The following is a 17,748-nucleotide window of genomic DNA, read 5'->3' as shown; positions in this document are numbered from 1 at the left end:
AATGTATCAGCTTTTTCTGGGTAAGATCTCCGCCCTTAGCGCCCTGCCGTTACCGCCTGCGTTGATGGCACAGGCGCCGGACGGACCGCGACGAGCCAGCTGGCTTGCCGGCCGCGCGCTGCTGGCGCAGGCGGCTGCCCCGCTGACGGACATTCAGCTTGGCGAACAGGGCAAGCCTGCCTTCCCCGTCGCGCGCAGGCTGTGGTTTAACCTTAGCCACAGCGGCGACGATATTGCCCTGCTGCTCAGCGATAAAGGCGAGGTGGGTTGCGACATCGAAGTGATTCGCCCGCGCGAAGGCTGGCGCCGCCTGGCTAACGCCCTGTTCAGCGAAAGCGAGCACCAGGAACTGGCGCAGGCTTCGCCGGCGCAGCAGCTCACGGTCTTCTGGCGTATCTGGACGCGCAAAGAGGCGCTGGTGAAACAGCGCGGCGGCAGCGCCTGGCAAATGGCCTCCGTTGACAGCGCCTGTCACGGCCCGCTGTCGCTCAGCCAGATTCTGCACGATGGGTTAAGTATTGCGGTCTGTACGCCGACGCCGTTCACGCTGACGGACGCGCGCATTCAACATTTCAGCGGCGTGGTTTAAGCGATCAAAAGATGATGGCGGAAAAGCCGCTCGCCTTTCGGAATATTGGCAGCCAGCGAACCGCTACACTTATCAGGCGCGACTCACAAAAGGAATACCTATGTCCCCTCCGCAGGCTGATAAAGCCGGGCTCCATATTTTACTTAAGCTGGCGGCGCTGGTGATTATCCTCGCCGGGATCCACGCCGCCGCCGATATTCTGGTGCAGCTCCTGCTGGCGCTGTTTTTCGCTATCGTCCTCAACCCGCTGGTCACCTGGTTCATTCGCCGCGGGGTGCGGCGCCCGTTCGCCATTACGCTGGTGGTGACGGCAATGCTGGTCATGCTGACCGCGCTGCTTGGCGTGCTGGCGGCGTCGCTCAATGACTTTGTCGCCATGCTGCCCGATTTCAACCGCGCCCTGACGCGTAAGATCGTCCAGCTCCAGGAGTATCTCCCCTTTCTCAACCTGCATATCAATCCGGAGCGCATGCTGCGACGTATGGATTCAGAACGGCTGATGACCTGGGCCACGACGCTGATGACCCAGCTTTCCGGGGCGATGGCCAGCATTGTGCTGCTGGTGATGACGGTGATCTTTATGCTGTTTGAGGTTCGCCACCTGCCCTACAAACTGCGTTTTGCCCTCAATAACCCTCGCCTGCATATCGCCGGGCTGCACCGGGCGCTGAAAGGCGTCACCCACTATCTGGCGCTGAAAACGCTGATCAGCTTGTGGACCGGCCTGATTGTCTGGCTGGGGCTGCTGGCGATGGGGGTGCAGTTCGCGCTGATGTGGGGAGTGCTGGCGTTCCTGCTGAACTATGTGCCGAATATCGGATCCGCCATCTCCGCCATCCCGCCTATGCTGCAGGCGCTGCTGTTCAGCGGCATCTATGAGTGCCTGCTGGTCGGGGCGCTGTTTCTGGTGGTGCATATGGTGTTGGGCAACATGGTGGAGCCGCGCATGATGGGCCACCGGCTGGGGATGTCGACCCTGGTGGTGTTCCTGTCGCTGCTGGTCTGGGGCTGGCTGCTGGGGCCGGTGGGAATGCTGCTCTCGGTGCCGTTAACCAGCGTCTGTAAAATCTGGATGGAGACCACCGTCGGGGGCAGCAAGCTGGCGATCCTGCTCGGCCCGGGGCGCCCCAAAAGCCGGCTCCCCGGCTAGCGGCGTTTCACCGGCCAGAAGATGGTCAATACGCCGGCGACGATAATCGCCACGCCCAGCAGCGATTGCCAGTGGAACGGCTCATGCCAGCCGGGCAGCCAGATGGCGGCGGCCCAAACGAGGATATAGCTCAGGCTCAGCAGCGCATACGCTTTCGACAGCGGCAGACGGTGGAGGGCAAAGTACCAGCAGACCATCGACAGCAGGTAGCCCAGCAGGCCGAAAAACAGGCCGAAGGTGCCGGGCTGGAGATGCAACAGATGCTGGAGAAACGCCAGAATATCGGTCAGCGGCGGCAACACCACCATGGCGCTGCGCAGCAGCAGCTGCGCGCCGCTGACGAGGCCGACGCTGAATAATGCCCAGAGAAAGCCCATCAGACGCTGGTCCCCAGAATGACAATGCCCACGACGATCAACCCGACGCCAAACCAGTGGCGGGGAGCGACCGGCTCATGCCAGATGCCCCAGCCCGCGAGGGTGACCCAGACGAAGTTCAGACTCAGCATCGGATAGGCGATGCTCACCGGAATTGACTGCAGGACGCTCAGCCACAGCAGCATGCCGCAGCCGAGGCATAACAGCGCCATCCCCAGCCAGAAAAGTATATGACGACTCCGCCGTCCGCGACGGGACGGGCGGGTCGCCTGTTTCTGGCACAGCTGTCCGGCGCAGCTCAGCAGGCTGGCGAACACCAGACAGATCCAGACGCTCATTGCGGCAGATACTGAAGGAAAACGACCCGCCCCAGCTCGTAAGCGTTATCGGGTTTCGGTAACGGTAAGTCGAGCATACTCTCTCCTTTATCCATCAACAGCACCAGCGAGACCGGCCCCTGCTGACGATGCGCGGCCAGCCAGTCGGCAAACCCGGCCTGGCTGACAAAGCTTCCCTGAGCGTCCGGCCAGTCGAGACCGTACTTCAGCTCACCCTGTTTGTCGAACATAATAATATCGCTTCGCTTCAGCTCCCAGGCCAGGCCGCCGGCGATCCCGACGTTGTTGGTCAGGACGTAGCGGCTGGGCTGCAGGGATTCGCTGACGATATCCACGAGGAACTGCGGCTGTTTGCTGTCGATAACCCGGTCCGGGATGGCGAAGCCCACCAGCAGCGCCAGGCCGAGCGGGCAAAGCGCCGCCAGGCTCCAGCGGCGGCCAGCGTCTTTCATCGCCAGCCAGCCCATCAGCGCCCAGACGGCGAAGGCGATCGCCGCCAGCAGACATTTATACAGCTCAATCTTGGTCCACACCGGCTTATGCATCACGCCCCAGGGCGAGACCACCAGCACGGCGATCAGCCCCAGCAGGCCGACGCCCAGGTTGATCATCCCATTGACCCGTAACGCTTTCGCGCCGGTCTTCGCCGCCTCCAGCGCGTAGCGCGCCATCAGGATCGACAGCGGCGCAAAGCACGGCAGGATATAGGTCGGCAGTTTGCCTTTGGCGATACTGAAGAACAGGAGCGGCATCGCCACCCAGCCTAACAGATACAGCGCGCCGCGGGCCTCATCGCGCTCAAGCCAACCGCGCTTCAGCGCCCCCGGCAGCAGGGCCAGCCACGGCAGGCTGCCGGCGATCAGGAACGGGATGTAGTACCAGAACGGCGCTTTGTGCTGGGCGTCTTTTTCGGCGAAACGCTGAATATGCTCGACCCAGAAGAAGTAGCGCCAGAAGTCCGGCTCGCGCTGGGCAATAGCCAGCCCCCAGGGCAGCACCACCAGCGTACAGACGACCACCGCCAGCCAACCGTAGGTCAGCACTTCACGCCAGCGTCGACGGGCGATCACCCACGGCAGAACGCCCACTACCGGCACCGCCAGCGCAAGGAAGCCTTTGGTCATCACCCCCATACCGCAGGCGACGCCCAGCAGCGCGTAACCCAGTATTTTGCCGCTGCGGCTCTGCGCCTGCGTCGCGCCCCAGAAACTGCACATCGCCAGCGCCAGCCACAGGGTGATCATCGGGTCCAGCACCGCATAGGTGCCAATCGCATACACCAGCATCGCGGTGAGAAAAATCACCGGCGACAGGACAGCTACCTTTTTGTCGCGAAAGACGCGCCACGCCAGCCAGGCCACCAGCACGGCGGTCATGGTGATGGCGAAGACCGACCCAAAGCGTACGCCGAAGTTATTATGGCCAAACAGCCATTGACCGATACTGTTGATCCAGTAACCGGCAATCGGCTTTTCGAAATAGCGCAATCCGAGAAAATGCGGCACCACCCAGTCGCCGGTGGCCAGCATTTCACGGCTGATCTCCGCGTAGCGGGTTTCATCGGGTTGCCAGAGCAAACGGAAATTAAGCGGCAGCAGGTAATACAGCGCAAACAGCGCAATCAGAGAGACGCCATAGCGAATGCTTTTCATCAAACACCCGAAGTCAGTAATTGTTCACGTCCGAGCCAGCCTTCCCGGCCAGCCAGTTCACCCCGAACCACTTTGCCAGACGGCAGCTCGCTAAAGTCAGCGGGCAACAGCTGGCTCAGTGGGCAAAACTGAATTTCTTCTTCCGCCGCCATGGTCAGCAGTTCATTGAACTGATCCGCGTAGGCAATGCCTTCCACTTCGGCGTGAATGGTATAGACCGGCACGCCCGGGTCGCGATGGATGCAGTCGAGGAGATAGCGGTTAAAGCCGGCGATATCCACCGCCGTGCCCACCGCCTCGTCCCAGGTCGGCAGCGTGACCGGGATCTGCACCGTACCGGAGATACCGCTGCCGAGCTGGGGCAGAAACGGCCGCGTGCCGCGACAGTCGCTGTTGTAGAGGAAATCGAAGGATTCTTTGGCTTTCACCACTCGCTGATCGGCGCGCCAGCCGGCGACAGCCGAGCAGGTGACCGGCCGGCCGATGATGCGTTCGAGCTCCAGCAGGCCGCGCTCAACCTCCAGCGTCAGCCGTTCCTGCGGCCAGACGCCGCTCCACGCCTGCCAGCTGTAGTGGTCCCAGGCGTGCAGGCCCACTTCATGAGACTCGGCGGCGGCGCGGATCACCGCCTCGTTCCCCGCGCCGATGCGGCGTCCCGGCCACGCGGTGCCGGCCAGCAGAATATCCCAGCCGTACAGCGAGGCCGCTCTGGAGCGCAGCATCTTCCACAGAAACTTCGGTTTTACCAGGCGCCACAGGTGGCGCCCCATATTGTCCGGCCCGACGCTGAAGAAGAAGCTTGCCCGGATCCCGTGCTGACCCAGCAGGTCCAGCAGCCGCGGAACGCCGTCCCGCGTGCCGCGAAAGGTATCGACATCTATGCGTAAGCCGACCTGTTTCATGGATTTTTAGCGTCCACCAGTTCAACCGTGCGCAGGAAGAAGTCCAGCGTATGCTCAACGGTCTCTTCCATCTCCACCTTCGGCTCCCAGTTCAGGCAGCGTTTGGCGTTGCGGATGCTCGGTTTGCGATGCTCAACGTCCTGATAGCCCTTGCCGTAGTAGTCGCTGCTTTCCACTTCGCGGAAGCCGGCAAACGGCGGGAAGCGATCGCGCAGCGGATGGCGTTCGAAGCAGGCCAGCAGCATCTCCGCCAGCTCTTTGATGCTCGCTTCGTTATCCGGGTTACCGATGTTGATGATCTGCCCGTCGCAGCGGCCGTCTTTGTTCTCGATGATGCGGAACAGCGCTTCGATACCATCGCTGATGTCGGTGAAGCAGCGCTTCTGCTTACCGCCTTCGATGAGCTTGATCGGCGACCCTTCCACCAGGTTGAGGATCAGCTGGGTGATGGCGCGGGAGCTGCCGATACGCGCGGCGTTGAGGTTATCCAGACGCGGCCCCATCCAGTTGAACGGACGGAACAGAGTGAACTTCAGGCCATTCTTATCGCCGTAGGCCCAGATCACGCGGTCCAGCAGCTGCTTGGAGACCGAGTAGATCCAGCGCTGTTTGTTGATCGGCCCGACCACCAGATTGGAAGTGTCTTCGTCGAAGTTTTTATCTGTGCACATGCCGTACACTTCCGAGGTCGACGGGAAGATGATGCGCTTATTATATTTCACGCAGTCGCGGATGATCTTCAGGTTCTCTTCGAAATCCAGCTCGAAGACGCGCAGCGGGTTGCGGGTGTACTCGATAGGGGTGGCGATGGCCACCAGCGGCAGCACCACGTCGCATTTCTTAATGTGATATTCGATCCACTCGGAGTGAATGCTGATATCGCCTTCCACAAAGTGGAAGCGCGGGCAGTCGAGGAAACGGCTGATGGCGTCGGAGCCGATATCCAGGCCGTAAATCTCATAGTTGTCGTCCTGCAGCAGGCGTTCGGTCAGATGGTTACCGATAAAGCCATTGACGCCGAGGATCAGCACCCGGGTGCGACGCTTAACCGCCACCACCGGTTTGCTGCTGATCACCGCCCCGGACACCAGGCCCAGCCCCTGCGCCAGCTGGGCGCCCTGCATGTACACCCCGCGTTCGGTCTGGCCGGTGACAATCTCCAGCGCCCCCTCCTGGCACGCCACGATCAGCGGCGCAACGGAGATAACGGTACCCGGCTTAGCTGCCGGCAGATCATGACGGACGCGGGATTTCCAGACGATAAACTTGTTCGCGCCGGCGTAGCCGAAGGCGCCCGGCCACGGATCGGAGACCGCGCGCACCAGATTGTGCAGGGTCTGCGCCGACTGCTCCCAGTCGAGGCGGCCATCTTCCGGGGTACGACGCCCCACATAGGTCGCCTGGCTGTGATCCTGCGGACGTTCATCGGTGGTTCCGGCGAAGATCGCCGGCAGCGCCTGGCCCAGCAGCCCGGTGGCGGCGGCGCACAGCTTGCGGTGCAGCGTCAGGGCGGCGTCATCCGGGCCAATCGCCACGGCCTGCTGGGCGACGATATCCCCCGCGTCGGCGCGGTTCATCATCCGGTGCAGGGTGACGCCGGTTTCGCTTTCGCCATTGACCAGCACCCAGTTCAGCGGCGCGCGGCCGCGATATTTCGGCAGCAGCGAACCGTGCAGGTTAAACGCCCCTTTCGGCGCGAGACGGAGGATCTCATCGCCCAGCAGATTGCGGTAGTAGAAGGAGAACAGCACGTCCGGCTTCATCTCGCGGATACGCTCAATCCACAGCGGATGGTTCACGTCTTCCGGCGCCCAAACCGGAATGCCCTGCTCGGCAGCAAGGCGTGCCACGGAGCCAAAGAAATGGTTTTCGCCAGGGTTATCCGGGTGGGTGAAAATAGCAGCGATATCATACCCGGCGTCCAGCAGAGCCTGGATACCGGTGCAGCCCATATCGTGATAAGCGAAGACTACGGCTTTCATGAACGATCTTCCTCTTTAGATGCCGTTTCCGGCTGGCGAACAACACGTTGAATAAAGTAGCGGGGACGCGCGCGCACGTCGTTATAGATGCGTCCGATATACTCCCCGAGCAGGCCCATACCGATAAACTGGGCGCCGATGAACATAAACAGCACGGCGAAGAGCATAAACACCCCTTCCGCCGCCCACTGCGGGCCGAAGGCCAGACGCAGCACCACCAGCAGCAGGCCGAAGGCGAAGCCCAGCAGGGCTATCACGCTGCCGAAAATGCTGAGCAGACGCAGCGGCGTGGTGGTCAGACAGGTCACCAGGTCGTACATCAGGTTGATCAGGCGCATAAAGCTGTATTTGGAGTCGCCGAATTCACGCTCGGCGTGCATCACCGGGATCTCCACCGCGCGACGGGCGAAGGTATTCGCCAGAATCGGGATAAAGGTGCTGCGCTCGTGGCAGTTGAGCATCGCGTCGATAATGTGGCGACGGTAGGCGCGCAGCATGCAGCCGTAGTCGCCCATCGCTTTGCCGGTGGTGCGCTGGATCAGGCGGTTGATCATCTTCGAGGCGGTTTTGCGGAAGATGCTGTCCTGACGGTTCTGACGGACGGTGCCCACCACGTCGTAACCTTCATCCGCCTTCGCCACCAGCCGCGGGATCTCTTCCGGCGGGTTTTGCAGGTCGGCATCAAGGGTAATAATCAAATCGCCCGTCACATGGCTGAAGCCGGCCATGATCGCCGAGTGCTGGCCGTAGTTACGGTTTAACAGCACGGCGACAACGTGACTGCCTTCCGCCTCGGCGGCTTCGGTGAGCATGCGCGCCGAGTCATCGCTGCTGCCATCGTCGATCAGCAGAATTTCATATTGCCGCCCCAGCGCGGCGCAGGCGGTTTCCGTACGACGAAGCAGCTCCGGCAGGCTATCCTGTTCGTTATAAACCGGGATAACCACCGAGACCTTCTTCACGGGAGGGTAAGTAAGCATATCAACGTCCTGACAGCTGGCGCAGTGCGAAAATGACGCGAGTGACATCGTCATCGGTCATGTCCGGGAACAACGGGAGAGAACAGATGCGGGCGCTGTTCCATTCGGTATTCGGCAGGGAAACCTCAGGGAAGCGCTCGCGGTAATATTTTTGCGTATGGGCCGCACGGAAGTGCAGACCGGTGCCGATACCCATCGCCTTCAGCTTTTCCATCAACGCGTCGCGGCTGATGCCGCACGCAGCCTCATCGACGCGGATGATAAACAGATGCCAGGCGTGCTGGTGATCCCAGGCCGGGACGGTCAGGGGCGTAAACGGCGTGTCCGCCAGTTCGCACAGATAGCGCTGGGCAATTTCCGCCCGGCGCTGGTTGGCGTGAGGCAGTTTTTCCAGCTGGACCAGCGCCAGCGCGGCGTTGATGTCGGCAAGGTTGTATTTAAAGCCCGGAGCGATCACCTCCGCCTGCGGCGCGCGGCCGTGGGTCTGGCGGTCATAGGCGTCCACGCCGAGGCCATGGAATTTCAGGCTACGGATGCGGGAGGCCAGCTCGTCGTCGTCGGTGACAACCAGCCCGCCTTCAGCGCAGGTCATATTTTTGATCGCGTGGAACGAGAAAATCGCGGTCCCCTGCCAGCCTACGTGGCGGCCTTTATAGTGGGTCCCCGCCGCATGGGCGGCGTCTTCGATCACCGGGATGCCATGGCGCTCGCCCACCGCGCGAATGGCGTCGATATCGGCTGGCGCCCCCGCGTAGTGCACAGGAATAATCGCTTTGGTCCGCGAGGTGATCGCCGCTGCCACCGCCTCAGGGGTGATCATCAGATTGTCGTTATCGACATCGATCATCACCGGCGTGGCGCCCAGCAGGCAGATCATATTGAGGGTGGAGACCCAGGTCTGGGACGGCGTAATGACTTCATCGCCGGGGCCAATACCCAGCGCCATCAGGGTCACGTGCATCCCGCCGGTCGCTGAACTGACGGCAATCGCGTGGCGGTTGCCGGTCAACTGGCAGAATGCCGCTTCAAGTGCCTGATTCTTCGGCCCGGTGGTGATCCAGCCCGACGCTAAAACTTCACGCAGCGCTGCCAGCTCTGCGTCGCCCATCGACGGGCGCGAAAAAGGCAAAAAATCGCTCATCATCATCCTGTTCTGTAGATGACCCACGCACAAATCAGGGTCGTTAGAATAAAATATCCTGCGCCTGTGGACTTAAACGAAATTAAAATGAAGTGAGTTCAGCGCGGCATTCCATTTCAGGGTATTTCGACCACTATTAATGTAGTTGACCTTGCTTAGGATAATATTAAGAAATTAATCTTTTCTCAGCATAGCCAAATAAATCATTAATAAACAGAATGATAGGTTTTATTTATGGCAGAATTTTGACAAAAAAACGTTCCTGTCTGGAAAAGCAAACAGGAACGCTATCGCGGAAAGTAAACGGGGGTTAAACCAGATAACAATTAATGACGCTGTCTTTGTCACGCTTGATGACAAAAAGTTAGCGCAGATCACAAAGTTATTTCTGCATAATTACAAATTTGCAGGAAAATCCGCAGGCAATTCACTCGCCGGGCAATTAATTACCTCATCATTATCTGCGCCACAGTCGCGAATGAAGGTGATGGTGGCGAACTCGTCAATCACTTCTGTCGGGTAGGCCGGGCCGGCATCGCGGTAAGAATTCATCAGCGGAATGTGATCGTTCTGGAAGCAGACGGTTTTTTCCGGGTTATTCATGATCCAGCGCGGGAAGAAGATGGTGCCGTGGAACAGTTTATCGCCCAGGTTGACGATCAGGCTCACGTCGGTACCGGTCGGTTCGGTCCAGGAGATTTTGTAGATACTTTCCCCTACCCGCACGATGTACGCTTCCTGATCTTTCACCCAGCGATTGCCGACGATGCCGCTGTGAATACGGTAGTCGAGGGTGTGGCCGTTTTTGACGTAAATTTCGTAGTTCCAGCCGTTGTCGTAGGTGTAGACCAGATGTTTACCGATAAAGCCGCTGAGGTCATGTTTGTCGAAAGTGCTCATCATTTATTCTCCTCTGTGTTGTTGAGGACAGCATACGTCTTTAAAAATTGAATGAATAACGCTATGTTTGGATTAAATACATCCAAATTTTAGATTGATTATGCACAAGACAACCCTGGAGCAGTGGGCATTACTGGAAAAGGTAGTGGAACTCGGGAGCTTTGCCAGAGCGGCGGAGGAGACCAACCGCAGTCAGTCTTCGGTGAGCTATAACCTCGCGCTGCTGCAGGAGCGCTTAGGGGTGGCGCTGCTGGCGCCGTCCGGTCGGCGGGCGGTGCTGACCCCGGCCGGCGAACTGCTGCTGAATCAGGTCAAACCGTTGCTGCAGGCCTTCGCCTACGTTGAGACGCATGCTGCCACTCTGCGCAACGGGGCGCGCACCCGTCTGGACCTGGTGGTCGACAGCATTTTCCCGCGCCAGCGGCTGTTCGCCATTTTGCGCCAGTTTCAGCAGCGTTATCCGCAGACTCAGGTCAGACTCACCGAAGTGCTGGAAAATATTGATGACGAGGGCGCGGCGCGAACGGAAGCCGATGTCATGGTTCTGACCCGCCGCCAGGATATTACCGGCCGCGGAGAGTGGCTGATGAATATTGATTTTATCGCCGTCGCCCACCGCGACCATCCTCTCGCCGCCCTCGACGGTCCGCTGGAGGATAGCGCGCTGGCGCCATGGCCGCTGGTGCGCATTGCCGACCAGACCGGCGATGGCCAGGCGACGCGTGACGCCTGGACCTTCTCCACCATTGACGCGGCCATTGATGCGGTGATGTATCAGGTCGGCTTCGGCTGGCTGCCGGAAGAGCGCATTCGTTCCCATCTCGATCAGGGCGTGCTGAAGCGGCTGCCCCTCAGCCACGGCGCGCGCCGCGCGACGCCGCTGCATCTGATCGTCAAGCGGGATCTGGCGCCGATCGACGAACAGGTGGCCACGCTGCTGGGGTTGTTCCGGACGCCCTGAGGGGTAAGGCGGCGCCTGCCCCTGCGCATAATCATACGGATTACTTATACTTTCCGGCGCAATATTGATCCAGGTTACTCCGAAAGTATGATGAATCACTAAAATCGTCATACTTTCCTGTCGCTGAGAACGCCGTCTTGTCTATTTTCCGCCTCACTCTGCTGGCGCTGGTCGCCTGCGCCCCTCTGCTGGCTCAGGCCGCGCAGCACTCGCTTACTACCGCCTGGCCGGTGAACGTCGGCCCGCTGAATCCGCATCTCTATACGCCCAACCAGATGTTTGCCCAAAGCATGGTCTATGAACCGCTGGTGAAGTATCAGGCTGACGGCAGCGTGCAGCCCTGGCTGGCGACCCGCTGGCGCCACTCCGCCGATGGTAAAACCTGGTGGTTTACCTTGCGCGAGGATGTGACCTTCTCCAACGGCGAACCCTTTAACGCCCAGGCCGCGGCGGCTAATTTCCAGGCGGTGCTCGCCAACCGCCAACGCCACGCCTGGCTTGAGCTCGCCAATCAGATAACCGACGTGCGGGCGCTCAGCGCCAGCGAGCTGCAGCTCACCCTGAAAAGCGCCTACGCCCCCTTACTCCAAGAGCTGGCCCTGCCGCGCCCGTTCCGCTTTATCGCCCCCTCGCAGTTTATCGATGGCGGCACCGCCAACGGCATCAAAGCCCCGATCGGCACCGGGCCGTGGCGACTGGCGAGCTCGCAGCTCAATCAGCGCGACGTGCTGGTACGCAACGAACGCTACTGGGGTAATAAACCCGCGCTACAGCAAATCACCATCAAAGTGATCCCCGACGCCACCAGCCGCGCGGTGGCGTTCGAAACCGGGGAAATCGACATGCTCTACGGCGACGAGGGGCTGCTGTCGCTGGATACCTTCGAACGCTTTCGTCATCACCCCGGCTACGCGGCTCGTCTCTCCGCCCCGGCGGAGACGGTGATGCTGGCGCTGAACGCCAGCCAGGGCCCGACCCGCGAGCAGGCGGTGCGCGAGGCGCTCAACTACGCCGTCGACAAGCAGACCCTCGTCGATAGCGTGCTCTACGGCACCCAGCAGGTTGCCGACACCCTGTTTGCGCCCTCGGTCCCCTACGCCCCGCAGGATCTGACGCCGCGCCGTTACGACCCGGCAAAAGCCCGCGCCCTGCTGGCGCAGGCCGGCTGGCAGCAGCCGGAAGGCCAGCCCTGGCGACAAAAGGCCGGGCAACCGCTGGCGATTGAGCTGGCGTTTATCGGCACCGACGCGCTGGCTAAATCGATGGCCGAAATTATTCAGGCCAATCTGCGGGAGGTCGGCGTCCGCGTCACCCTGGTGGGCGAGGAGGAGAGCAGCATCTATGCGCGCCAGCGCGAAGGGCGGTTCGGCATGATCTTCAATCGCACCTGGGGCGCCCCCTACGATCCGCATGCCTTTTTAAGCTCGATGCGCGTGCCCTCCCATGCCGATTATCAGGCCCAGCGCGGCCTGCCCGACAAAGGGCTGATTGATAAAGAGATTAGCGAGGTGCTGACCACCAGCGACGAGGCGCAGCGGAAACGGCTGTACCACGATGTGCTGAGCCGCCTGCACCAGGACGCGGTGTACCTGCCCATCAGCTATGTCTCGCTGATGTCGGTTGCGCGCCAGGAGGTCGGGGAGATCCCGTTCGCGCCGGTGAGCACCGAGATCCCTTTCGACCAGATTAAACCGGTAACGCCATAATGCTACGCTATATTTTACGCCGCCTGCTGCTGCTGATCCCGCTGCTGCTCGCCGCCTCCGCCATCATCTTTCTGCTGCTGCGGCTCGGCACCGGCGACCCGGCGCTGAATTATTTACGCCTGTCGAACCTGCCGCCCACTGAAGAGATGGTCGCCTCGACCCGCGAACTGCTGGGGCTCAACCAGCCGCTGGCGATGCAGTATCTGCACTGGCTGTGGCGGGCGCTGCACCTGGACTTTGGCCTCTCCTATGCCACCCGGCGACCGGTGCTGGATGACCTGCTGCACTTCCTGCCGGCCACCCTGCTGCTCACCGGCGCGGCGCTGGCGCTGATCCTCGTCACCTCGCTGCCGCTGGGGATCTGGGCGGCGCGCCATCGCGATCGCCTGCCTGACTTTGCTGTGCGGCTGATTGCCTTCCTCGGCGTGTCGATGCCGAACTTCTGGCTGGCCTTTCTGCTGGTGATGCTTTTTTCCGTGCATCTGCAGTGGCTTCCGGCGATGGGGTACGGCGACTGGCAGCACCTGATATTGCCCGCCGTCTCCATCGCCTTTATGTCGCTGGCGATCAACGCCCGCCTGCTGCGCACCAGCATGCTGGAGGTCTCCAGCCAGCGTCACGTGGTGTGGGCGCGGCTGCGCGGCTTGAGCGCGCGCCAGGTGGAGCGGCGGCATATCCTGCGCAACGCCACCCTGCCGGTGGTGACCGCCATGGGCATGCACATTGGCGAGTTGATCGGCGGCACCATGATTATTGAAAATATCTTTGCCTGGCCGGGGGTCGGCCGCTACGCGGTTTCCGCGATCTTCAATCGCGATTACCCGGTGATTCAGTGCTTTACGCTGATGATGGTCACGGTGTTCGTGCTGGCTAACCTGGCGGTGGATGTGCTCAACGCGGCGCTCGACCCGCGCCTGCGCCGCCATGAGGAGGTAAGCGTATGAGATGGCTGCGAAACTTCCGCTGGCCGGTGAAACTGGCCCTGCTGGTTATTGCGCTGCTGGCGGTCATCGCCATCGGCAGCGGCTGGTGGCTACCCTGGGATCCGGCGGCGATTAACCTGCAGCAGCGGCTGCTGCCGCCAGGGGCAGCGCACTGGCTGGGGACCGATCATCTAGGACGGGATATTTTCTCGCGCCTGCTGGCCGCCACCCGCGTCTCGCTGGGGGCGGTAATGGCCTGCCTGCTGCTGGTGCTGCTGATCGGTCTGGCGGTTGGCGGCAGCGCCGGGCTGCTGGGCGGCCGCGCTGACCGCGGCCTGATGCGCCTCGCCGAACTGTTTATGACCTTTCCAACCTCGATCCTGTCGTTCTTTATGGTGGGGGTGCTCGGCACCGGGCTGACCAACGTGATCCTCGCCATTGCGCTATCGCACTGGGCCTGGTACGCCAGAATGGTGCGTAATCTGGTGGTCTCCCTGCGCCAGCGCGAATTTATCCTCGCCGCCCGCCTGAGCGGCGCCAGCCAGTGGCGGCTGTTCAGCGACCATCTGGCAGGGGCGGTGATCCCCTCGCTGCTGGTGCTCGCCTCACTGGATATCGGCCATATGATGCTTCACGTGGCCGGTATGTCGTTCCTTGGCCTCGGCGTCAGCGCGCCGACGGCGGAATGGGGGGTGATGATCAACGACGCCCGGCAGTATATCTGGACCCAGCCGCTGCAGATGGTCTGGCCGGGGCTGGCGCTGTTCATCAGCGTGATGGCCTTTAACCTGCTGGGCGACGCGCTGCGCGATCGCCTCGATCCTCACCTGATCGCGGAGCATAGCCACTGATGCCGCAAAAGATCCAACTGCAACAGATCGCCCTTGCCGCCGACCGCCCGCTGGTCAGCGACGTCTCTCTTACCCTGCGCCGCGGCAAGGTGCTGGCGCTGCTCGGCAGCAGCGGCAGCGGGAAATCGCTTACCTGCGCCGCCGCGCTGGGCCTGCTGCCGCCCGGCGTCAGCCAGACCGCCGGCCGGGTGTTGCTTGACGGCATGCCGGTGCACGGCGAACAGCTGCGCGGCGCGACTATCGCCACCATCATGCAGAACCCACGCAGCGCCTTTAATCCGCTGCATACCATGGCCGCCCACGCCCGGGAAACTTGCCGGGCGGCGGGCCGCGAAGCGAATGACGCCGCCCTGCTGGCGGTGATGGAAGAGGTGGGTCTGGATAATCCGCGCTCGCTGCTCAGCCGCTATCCCTTCGAGATGAGCGGCGGCATGCTGCAGCGGATGATGATCGCCCTCGCCCTGCTCAGCCGCGCGCCCTTTATCATCGCCGACGAGCCGACCACCGACCTCGATGCCATCGCCCAGGCGCGGATCCTCGATCTGCTGGCGGATATCGTCGCCAGCCGCGGTCTGGGGCTGCTGCTGGTAACGCATGACATGGGCGTTGTGGCGCGGCTGGCGGATGACGTGATGGTCATGGAGAACGGTCGCCTCGTTGAACAGTGCGATGTAAACACGCTGTTCAGCGCCCCACAGCACCCGCTGAGCCAGCGCCTGCTGGCGGCGCATCTGGCGCTGTACGGACTGGAGAAAACAGCATGAATTTACTCAGCGTCAACGGGGTGAGCCACAATTACCCCCACCACGGCAGGGTCCTGCACGAGATCCAACTCGCCATCGCCCCCGGCGAAACGGTGGCCCTGCTCGGGCGCAGCGGCTGCGGCAAGAGCACCCTGGCGCGGATGCTGGTGGGCCTGGAAACGCCGCAGCACGGCGATATTGTCTGGCGCGGCACACCGCTGACCGCCCTGAAGGGCGAGGCCGTCGGCGCCTTCCGCCGTGATATTCAGCTGGTGTTTCAGGACGCCTTCAGCGCGGTGAATCCGCGCAAAACGGTGCGCGAGATCGTCAGCGAGCCGCTGCGCCATCTGTTCCGCTTGTCGCGCGAGGAACGCGCATGGCGGGTGGAAGAGATGCTGCACGCGGTCGACCTTTCCACGACGCTGCTCGATAAACGCCCGGCACAGCTCAGCGGCGGACAGCTGCAGCGCGTCTGCCTGGCTCGCGCCCTGGCGGTGCGGCCGCAGCTGTTGATCCTGGATGAAGCGGTCTCGAATCTCGATCTGCTGCTGCAGGCGGAGATTATCGCCCTGCTGAAGCGCCTGCAGGCCCGGTTTGGCACCGCCTGCCTGTTCATTACCCACGACCTGCGGCTGGTGGAGCGCTTTTGCCAGCGGGTGCTGGTGATGGAGCACGGACGCATCGTCGAAACCGCAACGGTCAGTCTACCGCTGCGCCTGCGCTCCCCTGCCGGACAGACGCTCCAGCAGGCGGTGCTGCCACCTTTTCCTGCCACTCTGCTCAACGAGGCCATGCCATGCAGCGCGTAACCCTGACCCTTGATGATGACCTGCTGGCCGCTCTCGATGCGCTCAGCACCCGCCGCGGCTACCACAACCGTTCGGAGGCGGTACGCGATATTCTGCGCGACGCCCTCAACCAGGATCCCGCGCCGTCGGAGCCGCGGCGCGGTTATGCCGTCCTGTCATATGTCTACGAGCATGAAAAACGCGAACTGGCGAGCCGGCTGGTGGCCACCCAGCATCATCATCACGATCTCTCCGTCGCCACGCTGCATGTGCATATCAGCCATGACGACTGCCTGGAGATTGCGGTGCTGAAGGGAGACATGGCCGAGGTGCAGCATTTTGCCGACGACGTGATTGCCCAGCGCGGTGTGCGCCATGGGCATTTGCAGTGTTTAGCGGATGATTAACTATTTGAAAATGAGTGGGTGGTTTATCAACAGTTGATAAACCACCTAAACTATACGCTTTGTGAATTATCCCTCTTCGCCAATAATGGCGCCTCATTTAACGATCTCGTTATGGCGAGGCTCCTGCATAAATACAAGTTACCGCCCTGTTGGTATCGAGAGAGACCACTCAGGGAAATACAGGCTTCCATCGAATCAAGGTGTTGCCAAGGTAACTTCTGGCGGTCATGACCGTACAGATACGTTATGCAGTGCTAAAACCAGGACGTAGGGATCTGCCTGCGCTAACCCTGTCTTGTTCGCCCCTATGAGTGATTTTTTATAGGGATTTTAATCATGTCTTCCATTCAACTCTGCGCCGCCCATCAGGCGACCTCTGGCTTCGACGGCGATGCCATCGCCCAGTACATGCGTACCGACTTTATTACGCTGCAGGAACATCTCAGCGTCCATGAGGCGCGGGAGCACTTTATCTCACAGCTCACCAGCGATGATATTCCCGGCCAGGTGTTTGTGGTCGCCGGCAAGAAGCTGCGCGGCAGCCTGTCGGTCAAAAAGCTACTGCAGGAAGGGGATGTCGGGCAGTCTATCCGCTACCTGATGGACAGCTGCCTGTTCCGCGTCAAACCTGACGATGAACGCCCGCAGGTGATAGCCGAGCTCAACGAGCGCGGCCTCGACCTGGTTCCCGTCGTCGATAAAGGCGAGCTGGTCGGCTGCCTGATGGAAAAGGAGATCGCCCATCTGCTGGAGGATGACGTCACCGAGGACGCCCAGCTGCAGGGGGCGACCCTGCCGCTGGAAAAACCGTATCTGGACATCAGCCCCTGGACGCTGTGGAAGAAACGCTCGGTGTGGCTGCTGCTGCTGTTCGTGGCCGAAGCCTACACCAGCAGCGTGCTGCAGCATTTTGAAGAGGCGCTGGAATCGGCCATCGCGCTGGCCTTCTTTATTCCGCTGCTCATCGGTACCGGCGGCAACAGCGGAACGCAGATCACCTCGACGCTGGTGCGCTCGATGGCGCTGGGAGAAGTACGGCTGCGAGATATGGGGCGGGTGATCCGCAAAGAGGTATCGACCTCGTTTCTGATTGCCTTAACGCTGGGGCTGGCGGGCTGCCTGCGCGCCTGGATGATGGGCATCGGCATGGAAATCACGCTGATCGTCAGCCTGACGCTGGTATGCATTACCCTGTGGAGCGCGATTGTCTCGTCGGTCATCCCGATGGTGCTTAAACGGATCGGCATCGACCCGGCGGTGGTTTCCGCGCCGTTTATCGCCACGCTGATCGATGGCACCGGACTGATCATCTATTTCAAAATCGCCCAGTATTTTCTTGGGTTGAACTAACCTACACG

The 17,748-nt window shown here is 61.3% G+C and carries 18 protein-coding genes and 1 riboswitch; of the genes, 10 read left to right on the top strand and 8 right to left on the bottom strand.

Annotation, left to right across the window (positions count from 1 at the left end; genetic code table 11):
• The first annotated feature begins 1 nt into the window (after position 1).
• Together acpT and LGM20_RS01380 are read left to right on the top strand one after the other, a co-directional pair.
• On the top strand, positions 2-589 hold the full coding sequence (gene acpT, locus LGM20_RS01385; RefSeq protein ID WP_044524985.1) for a 4'-phosphopantetheinyl transferase AcpT: 588 nt from the start codon (positions 2-4) through the stop codon (positions 587-589).
• A gap of 100 nt (positions 590-689) precedes the next feature.
• On the top strand, positions 690-1,739 hold the full coding sequence (locus LGM20_RS01380; RefSeq protein ID WP_004202085.1) for an AI-2E family transporter: 1,050 nt from the start codon (positions 690-692) through the stop codon (positions 1,737-1,739).
• On the opposite strand, the gene arnF is transcribed toward LGM20_RS01380, so the two are convergent.
• The 8 genes from arnF to LGM20_RS01340 all read right to left on the bottom strand — a co-directional run bounded on the left by arnF (position 1,736) and on the right by LGM20_RS01340 (position 10,014).
• Positions 1,736-2,116, bottom strand: a complete 381-nt coding sequence (gene arnF, locus LGM20_RS01375) for a 4-amino-4-deoxy-L-arabinose-phosphoundecaprenol flippase subunit ArnF (protein ID WP_032454284.1) — start codon at positions 2,114-2,116, stop codon at positions 1,736-1,738. The genes LGM20_RS01380 and arnF overlap by 4 nt on opposite strands.
• On the bottom strand, positions 2,116-2,454 hold the full coding sequence (gene arnE, locus LGM20_RS01370) for a 4-amino-4-deoxy-L-arabinose-phosphoundecaprenol flippase subunit ArnE (protein ID WP_023291259.1): 339 nt from the start codon (positions 2,452-2,454) through the stop codon (positions 2,116-2,118). The genes arnF and arnE overlap by 1 nt, the downstream gene beginning before the upstream one ends.
• Positions 2,451-4,106 carry a lipid IV(A) 4-amino-4-deoxy-L-arabinosyltransferase gene (gene arnT, locus LGM20_RS01365; protein WP_023291260.1) on the bottom strand — a complete coding sequence of 552 codons (1,656 nt, stop codon included), beginning with the start codon at positions 4,104-4,106 and terminating at the stop codon, positions 2,451-2,453. Before arnT ends, arnE begins: the two co-directional genes overlap by 4 nt.
• Complete coding sequence (gene arnD / locus LGM20_RS01360) at positions 4,106-5,008, bottom strand: 4-deoxy-4-formamido-L-arabinose-phosphoundecaprenol deformylase (protein ID WP_044524986.1); 903 nt, start codon at positions 5,006-5,008, stop codon at positions 4,106-4,108. Before arnD ends, arnT begins: the two co-directional genes overlap by 1 nt.
• Entirely contained in the window at positions 5,005-6,990 is a 1,986-nt protein-coding gene (gene arnA / locus LGM20_RS01355) for a bifunctional UDP-4-amino-4-deoxy-L-arabinose formyltransferase/UDP-glucuronic acid oxidase ArnA (protein ID WP_044524987.1), read from the bottom strand. Before arnA ends, arnD begins: the two co-directional genes overlap by 4 nt.
• Positions 6,987-7,970: an undecaprenyl-phosphate 4-deoxy-4-formamido-L-arabinose transferase gene (arnC, locus tag LGM20_RS01350; protein ID WP_044524988.1), complete on the bottom strand. Its 984-nt coding sequence runs from the start codon at positions 7,968-7,970 to the stop codon at positions 6,987-6,989. Before arnC ends, arnA begins: the two co-directional genes overlap by 4 nt.
• A 1-nt stretch (position 7,971) precedes the next feature.
• Positions 7,972-9,111, bottom strand: coding sequence for a UDP-4-amino-4-deoxy-L-arabinose aminotransferase (gene arnB, locus LGM20_RS01345; RefSeq protein ID WP_044524989.1), 1,140 nt, complete (start codon positions 9,109-9,111; stop codon positions 7,972-7,974).
• Between the two features lie 396 nt (positions 9,112-9,507).
• Entirely contained in the window at positions 9,508-10,014 is a 507-nt protein-coding gene (locus LGM20_RS01340; RefSeq protein ID WP_012540376.1) for a phenolic acid decarboxylase, read from the bottom strand.
• A gap of 97 nt (positions 10,015-10,111) precedes the next feature.
• Between LGM20_RS01340 and LGM20_RS01335 the strand changes: the two genes are divergently transcribed.
• The 8 genes from LGM20_RS01335 (at position 10,112) to LGM20_RS01300 (ending at position 17,740) form a co-directional block, all read left to right on the top strand.
• Positions 10,112-10,972: a LysR family transcriptional regulator gene (locus tag LGM20_RS01335; protein WP_044524990.1), complete on the top strand. Its 861-nt coding sequence runs from the start codon at positions 10,112-10,114 to the stop codon at positions 10,970-10,972.
• A gap of 137 nt (positions 10,973-11,109) precedes the next feature.
• Positions 11,110-12,678 carry a nickel ABC transporter substrate-binding protein gene (nikA, locus tag LGM20_RS01330; protein WP_044524991.1) on the top strand — a complete coding sequence of 523 codons (1,569 nt, stop codon included), beginning with the start codon at positions 11,110-11,112 and terminating at the stop codon, positions 12,676-12,678.
• Entirely contained in the window at positions 12,678-13,622 is a 945-nt protein-coding gene (nikB, locus tag LGM20_RS01325) for a nickel ABC transporter permease subunit NikB (RefSeq protein ID WP_044524992.1), read from the top strand. Before nikA ends, nikB begins: the two co-directional genes overlap by 1 nt.
• A complete protein-coding gene (nikC, locus tag LGM20_RS01320; protein WP_044524993.1) occupies positions 13,619-14,452 on the top strand; it encodes a nickel ABC transporter permease subunit NikC in 834 nt (277 codons plus the stop codon). Before nikB ends, nikC begins: the two co-directional genes overlap by 4 nt.
• Positions 14,452-15,216: a nickel import ATP-binding protein NikD gene (gene nikD, locus LGM20_RS01315; RefSeq protein ID WP_044524994.1), complete on the top strand. Its 765-nt coding sequence runs from the start codon at positions 14,452-14,454 to the stop codon at positions 15,214-15,216. The genes nikC and nikD overlap by 1 nt, the downstream gene beginning before the upstream one ends.
• Entirely contained in the window at positions 15,213-16,004 is a 792-nt protein-coding gene (gene nikE, locus LGM20_RS01310; protein ID WP_044524995.1) for a nickel import ATP-binding protein NikE, read from the top strand. The genes nikD and nikE overlap by 4 nt, the downstream gene beginning before the upstream one ends.
• Positions 15,992-16,390 (top strand): nickel-responsive transcriptional regulator NikR, encoded by a 399-nt coding sequence (nikR, locus tag LGM20_RS01305; RefSeq protein ID WP_044524996.1) that lies wholly within the window; start codon positions 15,992-15,994, stop codon positions 16,388-16,390. The genes nikE and nikR overlap by 13 nt, the downstream gene beginning before the upstream one ends.
• Before the next feature lie 98 nt (positions 16,391-16,488).
• Positions 16,489-16,670: riboswitch (M-box (ykoK) riboswitch) on the top strand.
• Between the two features lie 56 nt (positions 16,671-16,726).
• Entirely contained in the window at positions 16,727-17,740 is a 1,014-nt protein-coding gene (locus LGM20_RS01300; protein ID WP_023291272.1) for a magnesium transporter, read from the top strand.
• The last annotated feature ends 8 nt before the right edge of the window (positions 17,741-17,748 follow it).

It is taken from the genome of Klebsiella quasipneumoniae subsp. quasipneumoniae (genome assembly GCF_020525925.1).
GTDB lineage: Bacteria > Pseudomonadota > Gammaproteobacteria > Enterobacterales > Enterobacteriaceae > Klebsiella > Klebsiella quasipneumoniae.
Note: the sequence above shows the minus strand (reverse complement) of the source record. Positions and strands in the feature narration are given on the sequence as shown.